Annotated in this window: 2 protein-coding genes; both read right to left on the bottom strand. The window is 62.3% G+C overall.

The annotated features are described in order from the left end of the window. The coding region (locus J2D77_RS16980; protein WP_207847706.1) for a DUF932 domain-containing protein at positions 1 to 965 on the bottom strand (965 nt) is incomplete at its 3' end. A gap of 136 nt (positions 966 to 1,101) precedes the next feature. Next, entirely contained in the window at positions 1,102 to 3,183 is a 2,082-nt protein-coding gene (locus J2D77_RS16975) for a ParB/RepB/Spo0J family partition protein (protein WP_207847707.1), read from the bottom strand. Positions 3,184 to 3,255: the final 72 nt, after the last annotated feature.

The following is a 3,255-nucleotide window of genomic DNA, read 5'->3' as shown; positions in this document are numbered from 1 at the left end:
CGCGAGGCCTGAATGCCCGAGGTGAACGAGACCGGACTGGCCGTGGCGAAATTCCGGAGCGCCGGTGTCGCCTGATGCACGAAACGCGAGGCTGCGAACTTGCTATGCCGGATCGTGATCTGTTCGAAATTCTCCACGCCCCACAACATTCTGTTCTGGCACACTCCGCGCAGATAGAATGACGCGATGCCAAGGCTCTTGCTGCCGACTTCCGAGTTCCAGGCATAGAAACCCCGGAAATAGAGATCGGGGTCGCCGTTGGGCAAACGGCCAGCTTCAATCGGGTGTGTATCGTCGACCAAAAACAGGAACACATCCCTGTCTGATGCGTAGAGCGTCGTGGTTTCCTTCGTGATGTCCACGTACGGATTATGGGTCATGGTGGCCCAGTCGATGACACCAGGCACCTTCCAGTTGGTATCGCCTGTGCCATCGCCGGCGATCTTCCGCACCGCGCCGACCAGTTCATGGTCCCAGATACGGCCGTAATCCGGCCCCGTGACGGCGCGCAGTTCGACGCGGCCGTCCTCGGTTTCCAGCGTTTTCACCAGTTCTGCGCGGTGCGACAGCAGCCCGTGCTGCAGATTGATCGCCGCCAGTGGGGCCGGCAGGTTACGCAGGTACGACGATGGTGCCCCCACCAGACTGCACATCTGGCCAAAGGACCAGTGCGTCGGTGCGATCGGCTCATGTTGTCCCGGCACGGTCAGGGTCAGACGCTCGGCATTGTCGCGAGCAGCCTCGACACGGATGGCGCGGCTTTCCACCGTGCGGGCCGTGGCCCGATCCGCGCGCGCCAGTGTGGCGGCGTGCAGATCGGACAGCGAGAGATACCGCTCGTCATCCGGGCGGGAAAACCATTCGGACGAGACGCGGGCGCTGCGGGTGCCACGGGACGGATCAATCCGGAAGCCGCCGGAAGCTGCACCATGGGACGCAGGGGGCAGGATGGTGGTCGTGGTCATGGAAAACTCTCCTCTATGCCGGTTATTCGGCACCAGAGGCGAAGCCGCCCTCTTCCTCTTTCCGGGCACCGGACATGAAAAAAGCGGCTTCCGGGTATCGGAAGCCGCTGTCTCAAAGTTCCAGACCTCATAAAGGCTACTCGGCGGCGATAGCCTCCATACCCTCGTCCACCGTTGCCGTTTCAACCGGCACCTGCTCTGCACCACCTGTCGTGCGCAACGCCTCGGGCAGCCAGCCCGAACCATCCAGCAGCTGCTCGGCCTCGCGGGCCATGTCAGGCTTCTTCAGGTGGGCGATGCGCTCGGCCGCCTCATCGCCGCGCGCTTCCCGCACCGCCTGCAGGATACGGGCCTTGGTCACCCGACCGAGATAGTTCTCGACCGTGGGCTGCCAGCCCGCCTCCACCATGTCGAGACTGAGGGCCGATGCCAGACGGTCTGCCCGTTTGAGACGCTCGGTGACGCTGCGCTGGGACACCGCGCCATAGGCGGGCATGCGCTCGTAGAGCGCGTTGACCCCGAAAGACAGGCAGTGGGCCAGCAGAGCCATGCGGCTGGCATCGTCCAGCCCGTCGATCCAGCGCCACAGCGCATCCTCGTCATCCGGCAGATCATGCTTCCAGCCCTCGTTGCGCTGGCGCAGCGCATGGGCTGGAAGGCTGCCCGGCATGTCGGGCGAATGGATCGGCAGCGGGATTTCCCGGACATAGGCTTCCAGGCAATCCGCGCCGGATGTCTGCCAGTAAACATCGCGCACCAAGGTGTGCAGCAGTTCGGTCAGGGCGATATGCGGGTTGCCGGCAAACGCATCCCGCAGGGCCAGCGTGCGCCAGGCCGTCAGTTCGGTGAGCAACCGGTCGGGCAGCGGCTTGATCCCGTCTTCTTCCTCGGGTTCGACGTCAGCAGTAACGCTATCGCTCACTTCGCCTTCATCGCCACCATAACCCGTAAGACGTTCATCCTGCCCATCATACGCGGGGTGATCGTATTCATCCGAACCATAGGCATTATCGGTCTCTTCCGGCCCAGCCGGCATGTCCTCGGGCAGCACGAACCCCCGCTCCACCTGCAGCGTGCCATCGCTGTCGAGACTGACAAAAGCCCCTGCCCGCGCCATGTCAGCGGGATCGAACGCCAGAGGCCGTTCTTCCAGGGCAAGAATGGCCTGCTCGATCTCGCCCAGTCTTGCATCCACCTCATCGGGGTATTCATCGGCCTGAGCATATTCGGCCTCGATAGTTTCCTGCTCGACACGCAGGGCTTCGAGACGGGCTGTCTCTTCATCGGTCAGCGGCATTTCCCTGCCGTCGATCTCAGCGAAATGCCGTGTGTGACCCCATGGGAATGACAGGGCGGTTTCAATCCATTTCCAGCCCTCAGCACGGATATCTTCGGCGGCTGCGTGCAGTTTTTCCATGACCAGCCGGTCCAGAATGGCCGGATCCTGCAGCCAGCCGCCATCATCGGCCTCGAACAGGTCACGCATAACGTGGCCACCAGCGGCAAGATAGGCATCCAGCCCCACGAAGCGGGCACGGGCGTCTGAAACGCGCACGGTCTTTTCTGTCAGCATGCGGCGGATGACATAGGGTTCACGGTTATGGCTCTGGGACACGATCTCCCAGACCTGCTCCTGCCGGGCATGGTCATCGCTGATGGAAAAGGCCATCAGCTGTTCCAGCTTCATGCCGTCCTGCTCGTAGATCTCAAGCAGCTTGTCGGACACGGTCATCAGCCGCAGGCGCTGTTTGACCACGGCCGGTGCGACGAAGAACGTTGCGGCGATTTCCTCTTCAGACATGCCTTTTTCCAGCATGTCACGGAAGGCGCGGAACTGGTCCAGCGGATGCAGGGCTACCCGCTGGACATTTTCGGCCAGGGAATCATCTTCGGCGAGAATGGCCGATCCGGCCTCGCGCACCACGCACGGCACCGGGGCAGTCTTCGCCAGTTTCTTCTGCTTCACCAGCAGTTCGAGAGCACGGAAACGACGCCCACCGGCCGGGACTTCATAGGTACCGGTCTCGACCCCTTCGCCGTCAAGGATGGGACGGACATTCAGGCTCTGCAGCAGCCCACGACGCTCGATGTCGCGGGCCAGTTCCTCGATCGACAGGCCGGACTTCACACGCCGGACGTTGGACTGAGACAGCACCAACCTGTTGAACGGAATATCACGGGAGGAACTCAGGATGATTTTGGGAATAGCGGTCGCCATGGCGAAAAACTCCATGACGGGCGGACAGGAGACTCTCTCCCACCCTCTCAACCCGTCATGAAAATCCGCGCA

The organism is Acetobacter garciniae, assembly GCF_017377735.1.
Lineage (GTDB): Bacteria > Pseudomonadota > Alphaproteobacteria > Acetobacterales > Acetobacteraceae > Acetobacter > Acetobacter garciniae.
Note: the sequence above shows the minus strand (reverse complement) of the source record. Positions and strands in the feature narration are given on the sequence as shown.

Excerpts from the sequence above, each read along its gene's own strand:
- J2D77_RS16975 (WP_207847707.1), bottom strand. The coding sequence starts at position 3,183 with ATGGCGACCGCTATTCCCAAAATCATCCTGAGTTCCTCCCGTGATATT.